This window comes from Nocardioides sp. NPDC101246, assembly GCF_044767415.1.
Taxonomy (GTDB): domain Bacteria; phylum Actinomycetota; class Actinomycetes; order Propionibacteriales; family Nocardioidaceae; genus Nocardioides.
This window is the reverse complement of record NZ_JBIWNX010000002.1, coordinates 410,243-428,294: the sequence shown is the minus strand read 5'-3', so window position 1 is coordinate 428,294 and position 18,052 is coordinate 410,243. Positions and strand designations below refer to the sequence as shown.

13 protein-coding genes are annotated in these 18,052 nt (G+C 71.0%); 11 read left to right on the top strand and 2 right to left on the bottom strand.

Going from position 1 to position 18,052, the window contains the following annotated elements; translation table 11 throughout:
- The first annotated feature begins 159 nt into the window (after positions 1–159).
- The 7 genes from ACIRON_RS05165 (at position 160) to ACIRON_RS05135 (ending at position 10,734) form a co-directional block, all read left to right on the top strand.
- Positions 160–1,257, top strand: a complete 1,098-nt coding sequence (locus tag ACIRON_RS05165) for a glycosyltransferase (protein WP_402989804.1) — start codon at positions 160–162, stop codon at positions 1,255–1,257.
- On the top strand, positions 1,257–3,005 hold the full coding sequence (locus ACIRON_RS05160; RefSeq protein ID WP_402989801.1) for a glycosyltransferase: 1,749 nt from the start codon (positions 1,257–1,259) through the stop codon (positions 3,003–3,005). The genes ACIRON_RS05165 and ACIRON_RS05160 overlap by 1 nt, the downstream gene beginning before the upstream one ends.
- The gene (locus ACIRON_RS05155) at positions 3,002–5,083 is read left to right on the top strand and encodes an acyltransferase family protein (RefSeq protein WP_402989798.1); all 2,082 of its coding nucleotides are present in this window, start codon (positions 3,002–3,004) and stop codon (positions 5,081–5,083) included. The genes ACIRON_RS05160 and ACIRON_RS05155 overlap by 4 nt, the downstream gene beginning before the upstream one ends.
- Before the next feature lie 24 nt (positions 5,084–5,107).
- Entirely contained in the window at positions 5,108–5,560 is a 453-nt protein-coding gene (locus ACIRON_RS05150; protein ID WP_350834662.1) for a thioesterase family protein, read from the top strand.
- A gap of 116 nt (positions 5,561–5,676) precedes the next feature.
- Positions 5,677–8,811 carry a glycosyltransferase gene (locus ACIRON_RS05145; protein ID WP_402989794.1) on the top strand — a complete coding sequence of 1,045 codons (3,135 nt, stop codon included), beginning with the start codon at positions 5,677–5,679 and terminating at the stop codon, positions 8,809–8,811.
- Between the two features lie 151 nt (positions 8,812–8,962).
- Positions 8,963–9,583, top strand: coding sequence for a maleylpyruvate isomerase family mycothiol-dependent enzyme (locus ACIRON_RS05140; protein ID WP_402989792.1), 621 nt, complete (start codon positions 8,963–8,965; stop codon positions 9,581–9,583).
- A 104-nt stretch (positions 9,584–9,687) separates the two neighbouring features.
- Positions 9,688–10,734, top strand: a complete 1,047-nt coding sequence (locus ACIRON_RS05135; RefSeq protein ID WP_402989789.1) for an FUSC family protein — start codon at positions 9,688–9,690, stop codon at positions 10,732–10,734.
- Positions 10,735–10,829: 95 nt separating this feature from the next.
- Here the strand turns inward: ACIRON_RS05135 and ACIRON_RS05130 are convergent, their stop codons facing one another.
- Together ACIRON_RS05130 and ACIRON_RS05125 are read right to left on the bottom strand one after the other, a co-directional pair.
- Positions 10,830–11,876, bottom strand: coding sequence for a methyltransferase domain-containing protein (locus tag ACIRON_RS05130; RefSeq protein WP_402989786.1), 1,047 nt, complete (start codon positions 11,874–11,876; stop codon positions 10,830–10,832).
- 24 nt (positions 11,877–11,900) lie between these two features.
- Positions 11,901–12,893, bottom strand: a complete 993-nt coding sequence (locus tag ACIRON_RS05125; RefSeq protein WP_402989783.1) for a glycosyltransferase family 2 protein — start codon at positions 12,891–12,893, stop codon at positions 11,901–11,903.
- Between the two features lie 153 nt (positions 12,894–13,046).
- On the opposite strand from ACIRON_RS05125, the gene ACIRON_RS05120 reads away from it, so the two are divergent.
- The 4 genes from ACIRON_RS05120 to ACIRON_RS05105 all read left to right on the top strand — a co-directional run bounded on the left by ACIRON_RS05120 (position 13,047) and on the right by ACIRON_RS05105 (position 17,985).
- Positions 13,047–13,301 carry a hypothetical protein gene (locus ACIRON_RS05120; RefSeq protein WP_402989780.1) on the top strand — a complete coding sequence of 85 codons (255 nt, stop codon included), beginning with the start codon at positions 13,047–13,049 and terminating at the stop codon, positions 13,299–13,301.
- Between the two features lie 18 nt (positions 13,302–13,319).
- Positions 13,320–14,462, top strand: coding sequence for a signal recognition particle-docking protein FtsY (gene ftsY, locus ACIRON_RS05115; protein WP_402989777.1), 1,143 nt, complete (start codon positions 13,320–13,322; stop codon positions 14,460–14,462).
- Between the two features lie 30 nt (positions 14,463–14,492).
- The gene (locus tag ACIRON_RS05110; protein WP_402989774.1) at positions 14,493–15,698 is read left to right on the top strand and encodes an ROK family transcriptional regulator; all 1,206 of its coding nucleotides are present in this window, start codon (positions 14,493–14,495) and stop codon (positions 15,696–15,698) included.
- A gap of 154 nt (positions 15,699–15,852) precedes the next feature.
- Positions 15,853–17,985 (top strand): PQQ-dependent sugar dehydrogenase, encoded by a 2,133-nt coding sequence (locus tag ACIRON_RS05105; RefSeq protein ID WP_402989771.1) that lies wholly within the window; start codon positions 15,853–15,855, stop codon positions 17,983–17,985.
- The last annotated feature ends 67 nt before the right edge of the window (positions 17,986–18,052 follow it).

Below are 18,052 nucleotides of genomic sequence, written 5' to 3'. Positions count from 1 at the left end.
CCCGTGATGAAGGCATGCGGGCAAGCCGTCCGAGTGGTCAAAGTGGGTTCTTTTGCCTGCCTAGAATCCTGCGGTCACCGGCCAACCGGGGCACCGGCGAGACGTGTTCTCGGCGTTCGGGGGATCGTCACGGTTACGTACTTTTGAGGACCCCACCACATGCCTTCGACCCTGCTGTCGTTCCCCTACTACCGGAGCAACCCCTACCTCACGATGCTCACCGTGGCACCGCGCGCGGCGGGCTGGGACGTGGTCGAGGGAGTGCAGGGCCTGCACCGGCTCGAGGCTCGTGCGGGGCACATGGGGCGGGGCGACGTGCTCCACGTCCACTGGACCTCGCCGGTGACCGCCGGCTGCGAGAGTCTCGAGGAGGCCTGGGCCAACGCCGCACGCTTCGAGGACGTGCTGAGCGGTCTGCGCGACCGTGGCGCCGACGTGCTGTGGACGGTGCACAACTCGATCGCCCACGAGGCCGACTACGTCGATGTCGAGCTTGCGGTCGCCAAGGCGCTGGCGAGCTACGCGACCCGGATCATCCAGCTCAACCCGGCCACCGTCGAGGAGACCGCCGCCTACTACGCGCTCCCACCGGACAAGGTCGTCGACCTGCCGCACTCGTCCTACCTCGGCGTCTACCCCGACGGCGGCGACGACGCCGCTTCGCGCGAGCGCATCGGCGTCCCGCAGGGGGTGCCGACGGTCGGCTTCATCGGTCAGATCCGGGCGTACAAGGGCCTTGACGTCCTGTGCCGGGCGGTCGAGATCGCCGCCGAGCAGGTGCCCGACCTGACCTTCGTCGTGGCCGGGAAGGTGGTGCCCGCCACCGACGTGGAGACGGTCGAGGAGATGCTCTCGGCGCCGAAGATCGTCAAGCGGCTCGGGTTCGTCGAGACCGCCGACTTCTCCGACTGGATGCGGGCCAGCGACGTGGTGGCGCTGCCCTACCGCCGCATCCTCAACTCCGGCTCGCTGCTGGCCGCCGGCACCTTCGGCCGCACCGCCCTCATCCCCGAGGACACCCCGGTCGCGCGGCAGTTCGCCGACCAGCCGTGGGTGGTGACGTACGCACCGGAGCCCGATGAGCCGGTGGCGCTGGCCGAAGCGATTCGAGAGGCCCTGGAGGGGCAGGAGGCGCGGCATCGGGCCGCCCACGAGTTCACTCGCGCGTACACGCCCTACGACATGTCGCGCGACTACCTTCGGCTGCTCGACGGGCTCTCCGGCGACCTGGCCGGCGACCTGAAGGGTGTGGCCTGATGACCACGCCTGAGCTCTCCGTCGTCGTCCCGACGCACGATGTCGGCCTGTGGGTCGGGGACCTGCTCTCCTCGATCCTCGAGGACCAGTCCACGCCTGCCGATCCGGTGGACCTGGAGGTCATCGTCGTCGATGACGCCTCGACCGACGACACCTTCGAGATCGTCGAGGCGTACGCCGCCCGCGACCCGCGCCTGAGGGTGGTCCGCTCGCCCGGCAGGGGCGGGGGACACGCGCGCAACCACGGTGTCTCGCTGGCGCGGGGCCGCTTCCTCGCGTTCGCGGACGGCGACGACCTGGTGCCCCGCGGGGCGTACGCCACGATGCTGCGCAAGACGCGGGAGACCGGCTCGGACATGGTCGTCGGCCGGTTCTTCAAGCTCTTCAGCGACCGGGTCTGGTGGCCGGTGCGGGCGTGGCCGGCCTTCGACGAGGAGCGCACCCTGGTGAGGCTGGCAGACGTGCCGTCGGCCCTGCGCAACCGGGCCTGCTGGAACCGGGTCTTCCGGCGCGACTTCTGGGATTCCGCCCGGATCGAGTTCCCCGACGCCTCGCGGTCCAACGACATCGAGCCGATGGTGCACGCGCTGATCACGGCCCGCTTCGACATCGTGACCGAGACGGTCTACGTCTACCGTGACCGGCCCGGACCGGGGTCGATGACGGCGAAGTCGCACTCCCCGGCGGGGATCATCAGCTACCTCGAGCAGGAGCTGCGCTGCGCCCGCCGGATCGTCGCGCTCGGCGACCCGGAGGTGCGTGCGGAGTACGCCTCGCTGATCTTCGACGCCGACGGCTGGATGGCGATCGTGCGCGCGCTGCGGGGCATGGCCGTGATCGACCCGGTCGCGCTGGAGCCGGCGCGGGCGCTGGTCGCCGAGCTGGTCGGGCTCTTCGACGACGCCGTCATCGACGACCTGATCGACGACCTGGAGCGCGACAAGCGGTGGGGCTGGCGGCTGGTCGCCTCGGGCCAGTGGGCCACCGCCGCCCGGCTGATCGGCGACGACGTCCGCTGGGGCGACCGGACGGTCGCCGACGTCCTGGAGACGCTGCAGCTGGTCGCCGACAGCGGCGTGGTGCCGCTGCGTACGCTCCAGCGGCCGCTGGTCAACGCCGTCGCGACGATCTCGCTGGGCGATGAGACCCTCGTCGGCGACGACCTCGCCGACCTCGTGCTCAAGCACCGCGACCTGTTCACCGTGGTCGCCGAGGCGGTCGAGGCCGGCGCGTCCGGCGAGGCACCGGTCTGGCGGCTCGGCCGGATCATGGCGGCCCTCGAGGAGGGTCCCGAGCTGCTGCGCCAGGTCGTCTCGGGTGCCACCGACCCGGTGACCGCCACCTCGCTCTCGCTCGTGGAGGGACGTGCACACCTGCGGTTGGCGCACACGATGCTGAAGCCCGAGCGGCTCCGGGTGGTGTTCCTCCGCGACCGCCAGCGCCGGACCCTGGACTACACCGCCGCCGAGCTCGCCTCCGGGCAGCTCGAGGTGGCGCTGCCGACCGCTGCCCTCTCCGGCGGTCGCTGGCGGGTCCGGTTCGAGGGCCGTGACGCGCTCGGCGAGTTCGACGGGCCGGTCATCATCCACGAGGACGTCATCGGCGAGCGGATCGGCGAGCGCGCTCAGATCGTCCAGCTCGACGGCCGCCCGCGCCACGGGATCGAGATCCCGCTGACCTTCGGCGAACGGGGCGTCCGCAAGGCCCGCCGGGTGGCGGGCCGGATCGTCCGCAGGGTACGCCGGTGACCACAGTCGCCGTCGCGTCCCCCGGCACCGGGGAGTCCGGGCAGCCCGGGCAGTCCGGGCTGGTCCGGGACAAGCGGCTGGAGATCCAGGCGCTGCGTACGGCCGCGGTGCTGGGGGTCGTGCTCTTCCATCTGTGGCCGGGGGCGATCCGCGGCGGGTACGCCGGGGTCGACGTCTTCTTCGTCATCTCGGGCTTCCTGATCACCTCCCACCTGGTGCGCGAGGCCGCCAAGCCCGGCGGGGTGCGGCTGGGCGCCTTCTGGGCCCGCCGGATCCGGCGGCTGCTCCCGGCAGCGCTGCTGGTGCTCGTGTGCGGTGCGGTGGCGACGTACGTCCTGGTGCCGGAGGCCCTGTGGCAGCAGTTCCTGCGGGAGACGGTCGCGGCCGCCTTCTACGTGGAGAACTGGCAGCTGTCCTGGGCCGCGGTCGACTATCTCGCCGCCGAGGACCCGCCCTCGCCGGCGCAGCACTACTGGTCGCTCTCGGTGGAGGAGCAGTTCTACATCCTGTGGCCGCTGCTCATCGTCGCGGCCGCGTTCCTCACCCGGCGCCGGGCCGAGCTGCGGCTCCCGGCGATCCGGGCGATCATCGCCGCGGTCCTCGTGGCCAGCTTCGCGGCGTCGGTCCTCATCACCGCGACCAACGGCGCCTCGGCCTACTTCGTGACCCACACCCGCGCCTGGGAGTTCGCCGTCGGCGGTCTGCTGGCCGTGCTGCCGGTCTCGCTGAGCCGGGCGCCGGCGCGGTGGGCGGCGCCGGCCGCGATCGCCGGCTGGGCGGGGCTGCTCGGTGCGCTGATCCTGTTCCGGGAGTCGCTGCCGTTCCCGGGCTGGGTGGCGCTGCTGCCGGTCCTCGGCACCGCCCTGGTCATCTGGGCGGGCGCGGTTCGCGACGTCGGCGGCGCTCTCGTCGGCAACCCGGTCGTGCAGTGGGTCGGGACGGTCTCCTACTCGCTCTACCTGTGGCACTGGCCGCTCGTCGTCGTGGTCCCCACGACCGGCCCGGTGCTCGGCACCTGGCTGCGCGAGCCGCTGATCCTGCTGGTCACCCTCGGGCTCTCGGCGCTCTCCTACCGGTTCGTGGAGACGCCGTTCCGCACCGGGCGGGTCCTGGGGACATCGATACGGGCCTACCTCTTCGCCATCGTCGGGATGGCGCTGGTCGCCGCCGTCGCCGTGCCCGGGATCGTCCACGGCCGCAACCTGGTCGAGCAGAGCCGGGAGCAGGCGAACGCGCTGGCCTCGGGTGACGTCGAGTGCTTCGGGGCCTCGGCCCTGCTGGAGTTCTGCGAGAACCCGGAGCTCGACGGGGTGCTGCTGCCCGCCCCGATCGCCCGCAAGGACGACACCGGCACCGCCTACGACTGCTATCTCACCGAGCGCCGGACCTACGCCGCCGACGCCGGCCCCCAGGTCTGCCACCTCGGCTCGACTGAGCCCGACGCGCTCCGGGTCGCGCTGGTCGGCGACTCCCACGCGGCCTCGCTGATCCCCGGGCTGTCCCGGGTCGCGAAGGACTCGGGGTGGTCGGTCGACGTGATGGTCGCCAACGGCGGCGGCCTGGTCGCGCCCGAGGCCGGTGACGAGCGCCGTGCCTACCGGGAGGCGCTGCTCGCCCGGTTGACCGGCACGGAGAAGTACGACGTCGTGCTGGTCACCCAGCGGCGCAGCCCGTCCCTGGCCGCCGGTGAGCCCGACCCGGTCGTCGCCCGTCTCGTCGAGGCCTGGCGCCCGGTGATGAAGCGGGGGACGAAGGTCGTCGCGCTCGCCGACAACCCCATGCTGACCTCCGAGGCGATGACGTGTCTCGACGGCGCGGAGTCGCTGGCGGAGGCGTCGCGGTGCGAGATGACCCGCCAGGAGGCGTACGCCACCTCCGACCCGCTCCCCGACGCGGTCCGTCGCGCAGGCGCCGGGGCCTCCCTGGTCGACCTCTCGGACGCCTACTGCACGTCCGACCGGTGCCCGCTGGTCATCGGCCACGTGCTTGCCTACCGCGACCAGACCCACATCACCGCGACCTTCTCCAAGACGCTGGCTCCCCACCTGGTCGGCGCGGTCGAGGGGTCTCTCTCCTAAGGCTCTGCCTATTATTGGGCGGCGATGAGCACTCCTGACCGCAAGGCCCCGACCCGCGCCGACTACGTGCACTGGCGCACGATCACCACCCGCTGGCGCGACGACGACGCCTACGGTCACCTCAACAACGCGACCTACTACGAGTACTTCGACACCGCCGTCAATGCCTACCTCTTCGAGACGACCGGTGTGAACGTGCGGAAGCTGCCGAAGATCGGCATCGTCGCGGAGACCTCGTGCCGGTATCTGCGCGAGATCGGGTTCCCCGAGCCCGTCGAGGCCGGCCTGGTCGTCGACAAGGTCGGGAGCTCGTCGGTCATCTACCGGATCGGGCTCTTCCAGGGGCCGGGCGAGGAGGCCGCGGCCGAGGGCAGGTTCGTGCACGTCTACGTCGACAACACCGACCCGTCGCGGCCGGTGACACCGATGCCGGACGAGATCCGGGAGGCGGTCCTGCCGCTGTGGCGGCAGAACTGACCGTGCTTGGCTAAACCTTGCGTGGCACCATTCACCGTTGTCGTGCACTGTGACAGGCTGATCCACCGTCGTAGCACGATCTAGAGCGTCTTGGGGGACCCTCTGTGGACGAAGAGTTGAAGCGCATCGCACGTGGTGGCCTGCGCCGGGGGCGAGACCTTGCTCGCAAGGTCTACAACGACTCACCCCTCTACAGCCGGGCCGACGACGTACGTCTGCTCGTCGACTGCCCGCTGTTCGACCATGAGTGGTACGCCGAGCAGGTCGGCCAGCGCCTCGACCGCAAGCGGGCCGCCCGGCACTATCTGGAGCAGGACCCGGCCAAGCCGCTGGCTCAGCCCAGTCCGCTCTTCGACCCGGAGTTCTTCGTCGCGCGGCTGACCCCGCGGCTGCGCAAGCAGATGGGAGACCAGGACCCGTTCCTCCACTGGCTGCGCGCCGAGCTCTGGCTGCAGCCGACCCACCCGCTCTTCGACACCGACGGCTACACCGAACGGCGCAGGACCGAGAGCTTCTACGGCGGCGCGATCGGTCACTACGTCGACCGCGGCGCCCGCAACGGACGCCGCGCCAACGACTGGATGGAGCAGGTCGACGGCCGGTTCCCCGACCTGCGCGACTGGATCCGGGACCGGCACGCGGAGTGGCAGGCCCGACAGGGCGGCCCGAAGACCTGGCGGCCGGCCATCGACAGCGGCCCGGCGATCCCGGCCGCCCCGGCCGGTCGTGAGCCGGTCGGGACGGTCACCGTCGTCGTCGACCTCGGTTCCTCCGACGAGCTCGCCCGGGCGACGATGGACAGCGTCGCCGCCCAGACCGGGGTGAGCACCGAGATCATCGTCATCGACCGCGGGCTGACCCCGTCGGTCGCCGACTTCCTCCCCGGCGCGCAGGTCGTGCTCGGCGACCCGGATCGTGGCGAGCCCGGCGTGGTCGCGGCGTTCGCGCAGGCGGGCGGCGACTTCGTCGCGTACGTCGCCGGGGGAGAGGTCTGGAGGCCCGGTCGTCTCGCGCGGCTGGTCTCGGTGGCCGAGGCGGCAGGCAGGCCGCTGGTCGCCGACGTGCTGGAGCGCCCGTGGCAGGCCGAGCAGCGGTTCGCCGTCGACGTACCTCCGCTCTCGCCTGGACCCGACGTGCCCGGTCCGCTGATGCGGACCCTGCTCTCGCGGCTGCTGATCTCGGCGCCGCTGCTGGCCGAGGTCGGCGGTCCCCGCGACGACATCGGCTTCGGCTGGGCCTACGACCTCGCGCTGCGGCTGACCTCCGAGGCCACCGTCGAGGTCGTGCCCGAGGTCGGTGTCGAGCGGCGTCAGGGCATCAACCCGCGCCGCCCGCGCCAGGACCGGCTCGCGCTCGACCCCCACGACCTGGAGTCGTGGGAGGACGTCGTACGCAACCGGACCTTCGTCGACTGGGCAGCTCTCGCCTCGCACACCCCTGACCCGGACGTGGTCTCGGTCGTCATCCCCACCTACGACGACTCGCTGCTGACCGTGGGCGCGGTCGAGGCCGTGATGGGGCACGGTGCGGGGGACAAGCGGCTCGAGGTCGTGGTCTGGGACAACGGCTCCTCGGACCGGGTCTCGGCGGTGCTCGACTCGCTGCCGCTGCGGTTCCCCGAGGTGAAGGTGGTGCACAGCACCGTCAACCACAACTTCGCGCTCGGCAACAACCTCGCCATCCCGTACGTCACCGGGGAGACCGTGGTCTTCCTCAACAACGACACCACGGCGCTGGCCGGCTGGCTCTCGCCCCTGGTCGACGCGCTCGCCGACCCCGAGGTGCTCGCGGTGCAGCCGCTGCTGCTCTACCCGAGCGGGTCGGTGCAGTCGGCAGGGGTCGTCTTCCCGCCCTACGGCGGGCTGCCCTACAACATGCTCGCCGAGTACCCGCCCGAGGACGCCGCCGGCCTCGAGGGTCACCCGTTCTCGGCGCTCACCGGTGCGGCGCTGGTGATGCGCTACCGCGACGTGGTCGCGCTGGAGGGCTTCGACCCGATCTTCACCAACGGCATGGAGGACGTCGATCTGTGCCATCGGCTCGCCGCGCTCCGTCCGGGCTCGTTCCGGGTCGTGACCACCTCGGAGGTCGTCCACCACGAGTCGAAGTCGAAGGGCCGCTTCGCCCGCGCCCCGCGCAACCGGCTGATCTACCTCGACCGCTGGGTCGGGCGCACCGAGCCTCGCGACGACGTGGCCGCCTGGGCGGCCTGCGGCTACCAGGTCGTCGGCCGGGCGGCGGCCGGGGACCCGACCGGTCCTGCGAAGACGTACGCCGCCACCCGCCCGATCCTCGCCCCGATGCCGCGCGCCTCGGTCGTCGAGGGCGTCCCGCAGCTGCGCTGGTCGATCAAGATCTCCGCGCCCGGGGCACCGGAGGGCGAGCGGTGGGGCGACACCCACTTCGCCCGCGCGCTGGCCCGCTCGCTGCGCAAGCTCGGCCAGTCGGCGGTCGTCGACCATCACTACGAGTGGGAGCGGCCGAGCGCGCTCGACGACGATGTCGTCGTCACCCTGCGCGGCCTCTCGCGCTACTTCCCCTCGCCCGACGGCCGGATCAACATCGGCTGGGTGATCTCCCACCCCGACGCGGTCACCCGCGCCGAGGCGGCCTCGTTCGACCGGCTGCTGGCGGCCGGTCCGATCTGGGCCGAGCGGATGTCGGCGCGATGGGGGATCCGCATCGACCCGCTGCTGCAGGCCACCGACCCAGAGCTCTTCAACCCCGACCGGGCGCTGCCCGACTCCGGTCACCCGGTGCTCTTCGTCGGCACCTCACGCGACGTCGAGCGCCCGATCATCCACGACGCCGTCGAGGGCGGGCTGCCGCTGTCGGTCTACGGCCACGGCTGGGAGCCCTACATCCCGCGCCACTACGTCAAGGCCCAGCACATGTCCAACACCCGGCTCGGTGCCGAATACCGGGCCGCCGGCGTCGTGCTCAACGACCACTGGGCCGACATGCGCGACTACGGCTTCATCTCCAACCGGCTCTTCGACGCCGTCGCCTCCGGCGCCCGGGTCATCTCCGACGACGTCGTCGGCCTCCGCGACGTCTTCGGCGACACCGTGCAGGTCTACGAGACCCCCGAGGACCTGGTGAAGTGGTCCTCGATGCCCGACCCCTCGGTCGTCTTCGGCACCGACGAGCACATCCGCGCCGAGGCCGCCCGCATCCACCGCGACCACGGCTTCGACGCCCGCGCCCGCTCCCTCCTCGACATCGCGCTCGAGGAGCGCGCCAAGCACTAGCCGGGGCGTCACCCCCGTCGGCCGAGATGTCACTTGCGTCGGTCGAGAAGTCACTTGCGTCGGCCGAGATGTCACGTACGTCGGTCGAGAAGTCACTTGCGTCGGCCGAGGCTTCACTTCTGGCGGCGTACGAACCTGTCAGAGTGTCCGCATGACGAAGCTGTCGGTGATCCAGCTGCGCGAACGGGACGCTCTGGCCGATGACCTGAGGTCGCTGTCGCCCGAGCAGTGGCGCTCGCCCACGCTCTGCGGGGAGTGGGACGTGGAGGAGGTCGTGGCGCACCTCGGTGCGGCCTCACGGCTCTCGTTCCCGGGCTGGCTGCGCAGCATGATCGGGGCCCGGTTCGATCCGGACGTACACAACCGCCGGCGGCTCGAGGAGTTCCGCGGATCCTCGCCGGAGGAGACGCTCGCGAGGTTCGTCGGAATCGGACCGATCCGGCTGCCGCGCCGGGAGAGCGTCGGCGGGTTGGGCGAGATGATCGTGCACAGCGAGGACATCCGGCGGCCGCTCGGCATCCGGCACGACCCCGACCCTGAAGGGCTGCTGGCGGTCGCGACGTTCTTCGCCACCAAGGACTTCGCGGTCAACAGCAAGTCGTTGGTCGCGGGACTTCGCCTCCGAGCGGTCGACGCGGCGTACGTCTCCGGGGAGGGCCCCGAGGTCAGTGGCCGGCTCCTCGACCTGGTGATGGCGATGGCCGGCCGTCGCGAGGTGCTCGATGGCCTCGTCGGGGATGGCGTCCCCGAGTTGACGCAACGACTCGGCTGAGGTCGAGGTAGTTCGGGACGTATCGGTCGCTCTACCCGCCGGTAACGGGCGGAAGCGTCCCGAACTATCTGGTGGGTTCGGGTAGCCGTAAGGTGTCTGGTGCGATGACGGCACAGCGGCACGGGGGAAATGGATTGGGCAGCGACCGGGGCCGGCTCGAGCGGCTGATGCAGGAGTCCGTCCGGGTCTCGCAGGCCCCGTGGAGCCACTCGCCCGCTTGGCGCGCGAGCGTGACGCTGCTCGTCGGGTTGGTGGCGCTGGCCGTGACCGGACACATCGAGCTGGCCGCGTACGCCTGCTTCGGCACCTTCGCCTCGATCTACGGCGGCCGCCAGCCGCTGCGAGGACGGTGGCGGACCCAAGCCGCGGCCGGAGCGCTGATGTGTGTGGCGGTCCTGTGCGGTGCGCTCGTCGCGACCTCCCCGCACCGGGCCTGGCTCGTCATCCCCGTCGCCGCGGTATGGGCCGCGGTCGGGTCGATGCTCTCGGACCGGTTCGTGCTGCGGCCGCCGGGACCGATGTTCCCGGTGTTCGCGGTGGCGACGTGTGCCGCGCTTCCGGTGACCCTGTCGGGGGTCGCGGTCGCGGTCGGCGTCGCGGCCGCCGCGGCCCTGATCGCCGTGCTCCTCGGTCTGCTCGAGGAACGACTGGTCGGCAGTGGGGCCTCGGTCGAGGCGAGCCGTGGTGAGGTACGGCTCGACCATGCGACGGCGGTCGTCGTCGCGGTCGTGGTCGCCGGTACGGTCTCGACCGCGCTCGGGCTCAGCCACACCTACTGGGCGATGGTGGCCGCGGCGGTGCCGTTCGGAGTCACCGGGCTGCTGGCGCAGACGACCCGCGGACTGCAACGCGTGGTCGGCACCGTGGTCGGCCTCGTCCTGGCCGCGGTGCTGCTCTCGGTCTCGCTCCCCGCGCTCGTCGTCGCGGTGGTCGTCGCCGCGCTCCAAGCGGTCACCGAGCTGCTCGTCGGGCGTCACTACGGCCTCGCGCTCGTCACCATCACCCCGCTCTCGCTGCTGATGGTCCAGCTCGGCCACCCGCAGCCTGTCGACGCTCTGCTCTGGGCGCGTCTCGCCGAGACGGTCCTCGGGGTCGTTGTCGGGCTCGCCGCCGCCCTGGCCCTCCGTCAGGTTCGGGCTGCTCGGGGCTGAAGTAGAGGATCTCGCGCCGAGTCGGCGCAACCGTACGCCTCGCTCGCTTCGCTTCGCTCCAAGGCGTGCAGTTGCGCCGACTCGGCTACACCCAGCTACGCCTTCTCGAAGACTGCCTGGTCCAGGACGCGGCGCTCGTCGTCGGCCAGGACGACGAGCTCCTCGCGGGTGAGGCCGGTGCCTTCGCCGGTGGGGGAGAGGTTGATGAAGAACTCGTGCTTGACGGTGTCGTGGAAGGAGGTCTCCCGCATCGAGACGAAGTCGAGGTCGGCGAGGTCCTGGAGCAGCAGGCGGAGGTGGTTGGGGGTGCAGACCCAGTTGTGGGTGTCGATGTAGCGCTCCCCGCGCCGGGCCTCCTCGCCGTTGGCCTTCACGGTCTCCAGGCCGTTGGCGAAGGTGTAGTCCCCCTTGTGGCGCGGACCCCAGGCGGTGATGCCACCGTGCTTGGCCGCGTTGAGACGCTCCTCGATGACCGCGCCCATGGTGTGCACCGACGACGGGTAGAGCGAGGCGTCGATGACGCGCGAGAGCGAGGCGCGCTCGCGGAACCGGTCGAAGCAGTAGCGGTGGTCGGGGATGACCAGGGCGAGCACGCCGTCGGGGTTGAGCAGCTTCTCGCACTCGTTGACGAAGTCGATCATCGAGGTCGTGTGCTCGATGACGTGGGAGGCCACGACGAGGTCGAAGCGTTCCGGGATCACGTCCGACCAGGGAGTTCCCGGCCGGAAGACGTAGTCGACCTCCTCGATGTCATCGGGGTCGTACTGGGAGAAGCCGGCATAGCGCTGCACCAGACCGCCGCGGTCGAGATAGTCGACGATGCGTACGTCGTAGCCGTCCCGCTTGGGCAGGATCGCGTTGTGCGCGGGGCCGATCTCCAGGATCAGGGCGTCGGGCTTGACCCCGGCGAGCACCTGCTCGCGGCGCAGCTCGAGCCGGTCCAGGCCGGGGATGGCCGGGACCGCGGTGGTGCGGTTTCGGTCGCCCTGCAGCCCCTCCACCTTCGTACGCAGCTTCTGGTTGCGCTGCTTGAGCTCGTCGATCCGGCCGTGCAGGCGCGCGGCCTCGGCATCGGCGGCGCGGACGGTCTGCAGACCCGCGGCGGCGAGGCCGCGGCGTACGGCGCCCCTGAAGGTGGGCAAGACAGGTCCTCCTGGTGATGAGTTTCAGCGTTTGCGGGGTGGGATGTAGGGCTCGGCGGCCAGTGCGGACCGACCGCGCTCGGCACCGAGGGCGTGCTCGTCGTCGGGGACGGCCTTGTCGTTCTCGGGGTCGAGCACGTCCCGCATGAGGTCGGGGGCGAGCGAGCGGCCGAGCACGATGTGCAGGTGGTTGGTCAGCCAGTCATCGAAGGAGTAGTCCCCGGAGAAGGCGCCGGCGGCGAGCTCGGCCCGGGTGGGCGTGCGCGCGAGGTAGGCGTCCTGCAGCGTGCCGTTCAGGTAGCGCTGGTAGTCGCGCATCCCGTGGTGGCGGGGGCTCGGCTTCAGGTCCGGGTTGGCCTCGTAGCCCTTGCCGGCGTTGATCACCTTGCGCTCGAGCTGGGCCCAGGAGCGCCACGGGAGGTGGAGCACCTCGAGAGCGACCTCGTCGGCGGGCTGGCCGTTGCTCATCATCGAGACGAAGTGGTTGCCCTGGACGACCTTGATGTCCGACTCGCCGCGGTGGATGGCGTTGGGCGTCGGGTGGGCGTGGAGCCCGACCGCCTCGAGGCGCTCGTCGGAGCGTCGGTCGCGCCACTGGAGCCGGTCGATGCCGCCACCTGTCCAGGCGGGCGGGCCCACGAGGTTCTCCACCTCGACGGTGAACGCGTTCAGCGACAGGGGAGTGGCCTCGAGCGCTTGGCGTACGGTCATGCCCTTGTCCTTGGGCACCAGGAACTCGTCGGCATCGAGGTTGAGGACCCAGTCGGCGCGGAAGTGGGTGCGGGCACGTCGGGCCATCGAGGTGACGACCTTGCCCTGCTGCTTCTCGTGGACGGGGTCGTGGTGGAGCTCGACCCGTCCCGTTGCCGCGTAGCGCTCGAGCACCTCGGTGGTGCCGTCGACCGACGCGTTGTCCGTGACGATCAAGGTGTCGACACCCTGGTCCAGGTGGTGCTCGATCATCGCGGCGACGATGTCGACCTCGTCCCGGACCATCATTGTCCCGATGATCCTCATGCCGTGAAACACTACCGGCCCGGTGCGGGTTGTCGAGATCCCGCGCCGTACGCCGGGATGCGTGCGGGCGCGCGCGGCGTTGTGTGCTCCGGACGTGCGGTGTGAAAGGGTGGACGCCGTCCGTGCGTATCCAGAAGGGGGCTGGCCGAGCCAGTGCTGACCATCCTTGTCATCTTCGTGGCGATGCTGCTCATCCTCACGCTGGCCGGACTCGTGATCGTCTACACGGTCTTCCCCCACCGCGGGCAGAAGATGCCGTACGTCTCCAAGCTCGGCGCGGCGATGGAGCGGGCCGTCGACACCGCCCCCACGCTCAGTCCGGCCACGCGCCTGCAGACCCGCCGCGAGGACCGTCTCAACGAGCTGCTCGGTGAGCGCAAGCCAGGAACTACGGAAAAGAACCGCTAGTTTGATTGGATGAGGCCCATGGACATGGTCACCCTCATCGTCATCATCGCGGTCGCCGCTGTCGCGATCATCGGCGGCGGCATCGTCGGTCTGGTCACCAGCACCCGGCGCCGCAAGGAGCGTTCGCTGCCGACCCAGGCGGGGACCGACACCATCACCCGCCCGGAAGAGCCGACCCTCGAGGAGGCCGCCCCCGGGGAGGCCGAGCCGGCGACGGCGGAACCCGCCGCGCCGGTCATCGAGAAGCCGGAGAGCACCGCCTCGCGCCTGGTGCGGCTGCGCCAGCGCCTGGCCGGCTCCAACGCGCTGGGCCGCGGGCTGCTCAACCTGCTCTCCTCCGACCAGCTCGACGAGGACACCTGGGAGGCCATCGAGGACCTGCTGCTGACCGCCGACATCGGCGTCGCCCCGACCCAGGAGCTGGTCGACGGGCTGCGCACCCGGCTGCGCGTCGAGGGCGGCAAGTCCGACGCCAAGGCGGCGCTGCGCGACGAGCTGATCAAGCTGGTCGACCCCGGCATGGACCGCCGGCTCCAGGTCAGCGGCACCGACGGCGCCCCCGGCGTGGTGCTGATGGTCGGCGTGAACGGCACCGGCAAGACCACCACCACCGGCAAGCTCGCCCGCATCCTGGTCTCCGAGGACCGCAAGGTCGTCCTCGGTGCCGCCGACACGTTCCGTGCCGCCGCCGCCGAGCAGCTGACCACCTGGGGTGAGCGGGTCGGCGTCGAGGTCGTCCGCGGCCCGGAGGGCACCGACCCGGCCAGCGTCGCCTTCGACTCGGTCAAGGAGGGGCTCGACACCGGTGTCGACACCATCATCGTCGACACCGCCGGCCGGCTGCAGAACAAGGCCGGCCTGATGGACGAGCTCGGCAAGGTCAAGCGCGTCATCGAGAAGCAGACCCCGGTCACCGAGGTCCTGCTCGTCCTCGACGCCACCACCGGCCAGAACGGCCTCATCCAGGCCCGCGTCTTCAGCGAGGCCGTCGCGGTCAGCGGCATCGTCCTGACCAAGCTCGACGGCTCCGCCAAGGGCGGCATCGTCGTCGCCGTCCAGCGCGAGCTCGGCGTCCCGGTCAAGCTCGTCGGCCTCGGTGAGGGCCCCGACGACCTGGCCCCGTTCACCCCGGAGGCCTTCGTCGACGCGCTCCTGGGCTAGCAGGCGGTGCCACATGGCAGGATCGCCGGTATGCGCCACTCACTCGCCGGCCGGGCCGAGACCTCCATGCAGGCACGACTGCTCGCCCAGCTGCGCGACGAGGGCCCGCTGTCGCGGGTTCAGCTCGCCGACCGGCTGAGCGTCTCCCGCACCACGATCGCGGCCGAGGTCGGCCGGCTCACCGAGCTGGGCATGGCCCACGAGGTCGGGCCGGCGGCCTCCCGGGGCGGCCGGCGCTCGACCCTGGTCGACCTCGCGCCGGACATCCGGTTCGTCGGCATCTCCATCGGCGCCACCAGCATGTCGGTGGGCCTCACCGACGGTCGGCTGTCGGTGATCGGCACCCGCACCCGGGCGTGCGACATCCGCAGCGGCCCGGAGAAGGTGCTCGCGACCGCGCTCGACGAGGTCCGCGCGCTCCTGGACGAGCACGGCGTCTCCGAGCCGATGGGTGCGGGGATCGGCGTACCCGGACCGGTCGACTTCCACCGTGGCGTCTCGGTCTCGCCGCCGATCATGCCGGGCTGGGACGGCTACCCGGTGCGTGACGCGGTCGCGCGCGAGCTGGGCTGCCCGGTCGTGCTCGACAACGACGTGAACGTGCTCGCGGCGGGGGAGCAGCACGCGGGCGTCGCCCGCACTGCTCGTGACTTCCTCTACGTCAAGATCGGCACCGGCATCGGCTGCGGGATCGTCGTCGACGGGGAGCTCTACCGCGGCGTCGACGGCTGTGCCGGCGACATCGGCCACATCCGCGTCGAGGACTTCGGACCCACCTGCGCCTGCGGCAACACCGGCTGCCTGGAGGCGTTCTCCGGAGGTGCGGCGCTCGCCCGCGAGGCGCTCGCCGCGGCCCGCTCCGGACGCTCGCCGGTGCTGGCCGAGCTGCTCGCGGAGAAGGGTGAGCTGAGCGCGGAGGACATCGCCGTCGCGGTGGCCCGCGGCGATGCCCAGGCGGTCCAGCTCATCCGGGAGAGCGGACACCGCATCGGCCAGGTGCTCGCCAGCCTGGTCTCGTTCTTCAACCCGGGCCTGATCGTCATCGGCGGCCGGGTCAGCAAGCTGGGTCACGGGCTGCTCGCCGAGATCCGCAGCGTGACCTACCGCCGCTCGCTGCCGCTGGCGACCGGCAACCTCCCGATCGTGCTCAGCGAGCTGGGTGACGAGGGTGGCGTCATCGGGGCCGCTCACCTGATCAGCGCCTCGGTCTACGCGCCCAGCAGCGGAGAGGCGTAGACCCGCTCCCGACCGCCCCAGAGGCGCATTATCGTTCCACCTTTCGAAATCTTCTTGCGAAAGTACGCAAGTCACTTGACGTGACCGGCGTCACATCGCTACGTTCGCGGACGATCTCGCTCCCCTCCACGACAGCGAGAGAAGGAGATGGACCGTGCGCAGATTCACCCTCTGGAGCGTCGCCACCACCGTGGTCTCCGGCCTCCTGGTTCTCCCCATCACCACGTCCGCGGACGCGGCCCCCACGGCCGCCCCACCGCCGGACACCGACTTCGAGAAGGTGACGCTCAACGACCGCCCCGGTGAGCCGATGGACCTTGCGGTCCTGCCCAACGGGGATGTCCTGCACAGCACCCGGGCCGGCAAGGTCTGGCTCAACGACGCCGAGACCGGCGTCAACTCCGTGGCCGCCGAGTTCGACGTCTACCAGCACGACGAGGAGGGCCTGCAGAGCATCGCCCTCGATCCCGGCTACGACGGCAAGCGAAACCGCTGGATCTACGCCTACTACTCCCCGCCGCTGAACACCCCGGTCGACGACCCGGCCACGCCGAACGTCAACGAGGGCGACGCCCCGGAGAACGGCACCCCGGCCGACTTCGAGCCGTTCAAGGGTGCGATCCGGGTCTCCCGCTACCAGTACAAGGGCGGCAAGATCGACCTCTCCACCGAGCAGCAGATCCTCGACGTACCGGTCGACCGCGGGCGCTGCTGCCACGTCGGCGGCGACATCGTCTTCGACTCCGACGGCAACCTGATCCTCGCCACCGGCGACGACACCGACCCGTTCCAGTCCGACGGCTACTCCCCGCTGGACGACCGGGCGGACCGCAGCCCGGCGTTCGACGCCCGGCGTACGGCCGCCAACACCAACGACCTGCGCGGCAAAGTCCTGCGGGTCAAGCCGGGGCGCACCGGCGGCTACACGATCCCGAAGGGCAACCTCTTCAAGCCCGGTACGCCGAAGACCCGTCCTGAGATCTACGCGATGGGCCTGCGCAACCCGTTCCGGATCGAGATCGACCCGAACAACGACCGGCTCTTCGTGGCCGACTACTCGCCCGACGCCGCCGCGGCCAACCCGGACCGCGGCCCCTCCGGCCAGGGCAAGTGGACCGTGGTCACCAAGCCCGCCAACTACGGCTGGCCGCTGTGCGCGACCGCCGAGCTGCCGTACCGCGACTACGACTTCGCGACCGGCGTCTCCGGCCCGTCCTTCGACTGCGAGGCTCCGGTCAACGACTCGCGGCACAACACCGGGCTGACCCGGCTTCCCGCGGTCACCCAGCCGACGGTCTGGTACTCCTACGGTGCCTCGGCGGAGTTCCCCGAGCTCGGCTCGGCCGGCGGCATCGCGCCGATGGCCGGTCCGGCGTACGACTACGACAAGCGCAACACGAAGTCGGCCCGATCGGGCGCCTGGCCCGCCTACTACGACGGCATCCCGCTCTTCGCCGAGTGGGGTCGTGACTACATCAAGGGCATGCGGCTGGACCGCAAGGGCGAGCTGACCGGCATCGAGGATGTGCTGAGCACCTTCGCGACCGACAACGTCATGGACCTGGAGTTCGGCAAGAACGGGTCGCTCTACATGCTCGAGTACGGCGATGGGTTCTTCAGCGAGAACGAGGAGGCCCAGGTCTCCCGGATCGACTACATCGCCCGCTCCGGCAACCACACCCCGAAGCCGGTGATCACCGCCGACAAGAGCGCGGGTCAGCCTCCGCTGACGGTCGCGTTCGACAGCGCCGGCACCACCGATGCCGACGGTGACGACCTGACCTACCAGTGGGACTTCGACGGTGACGGCCGTTTCGATGCCACCGGAGCGACCGCGACCCACTCCTACGACGAGGTGGGGGCCTATCGGGCCACCCTGACCGTGACCGACCACGGCGGCGTGGGGCGAGGCAAGCACGCCTCGGCCGACGTCGACGTGGTCGTCGGCAACGATGTGCCGGTCGTCACTCTGACGACCGACCCGGCGCCAGGCGAGGCCTTCGAGTTCGGCGACACCGTGCAGTTCCAGGTCGAGGTGAGCGACGACCAGGCCGTCGACTGCAGCAAGGTCTCGGTGACGTACGTCCTCGGGCACGACGAGCACGGTCACCCGCAGACCACGGCCAACGGCTGCAGCGGGTCCATCGTGACCACGGTGCCCGGTGGGCATGACCCTGGCAACGACGAGCTCCACGCCGTCTTCGTGGCCGAGTACACCGATCCGGGCGAGGACGGTCTGCCGGCGCTGACCGGCTCCGCCGAGGTGGTGATCGCACCCAGCGAGTGATCTTCGCGATCTCTCGGGGACTCACCCGAAACTGACCTGAAAGGGGCATCCGGCCAACCGTGGTCGG